The sequence below is a fragment of the Flammeovirga aprica JL-4 genome (assembly GCF_012844305.1).
In the GTDB taxonomy this organism is placed as follows: domain Bacteria; phylum Bacteroidota; class Bacteroidia; order Cytophagales; family Flammeovirgaceae; genus Flammeovirga; species Flammeovirga aprica.
Genome location: NZ_JABANE010000459.1, coordinates 1 through 503 on the forward strand (window position 1 = coordinate 1; position 503 = coordinate 503).

1 protein-coding gene is annotated in these 503 nt (G+C 56.5%); it reads right to left on the bottom strand.

From position 1 onward, the window contains the following. Positions 1-503 (bottom strand): PTS transporter subunit EIIC (locus tag HHU12_RS34940; RefSeq protein WP_169661261.1); only part of this gene is annotated, 503 nt, incomplete at both ends.

Genomic DNA, 503 nt, shown 5'->3' on the forward strand with positions numbered 1-503 from the left:
GTTGATGGCGTTGTTAAGGAACAGGATTTTTGCCGGTTCGACGAAGATAGACGCCAGCGGTAGCATGTCGTGCGCCACCATAAAGTTAACGCCAGCCGCCAGAATTTTCGACAGAACTTCGACCGCCGGGCCAATGCCGAGGAAGGCCAGAATGGCGAGGATCATCCCGATGATGCCGGCGGAGAAGTTATTCACCAGCATTTCAAAACCGGATTTGATCTTACCGTCTACCCAGTTATCGAACTTCTTGATGCAGTAGCCGCCCAGCGGGCCGGCAATCATTGAGCCGAGGAACATCGGCATATCCGCGCCGACGATAACGCCCATGGTGGTGATCGCCCCGACCACGCCACCACGTTCGCCGCCGACTAATTTACCGCCGGTGTAACCGATCAGCAGCGGCAGCAGGTAGGTGATCATCGGACCGACCAGCTTCGCCAGCGTTTCGTTTGGCAACCACCCTGTCGGAATGAAAAGCGCGGTGATGATACCCCACGCGATAA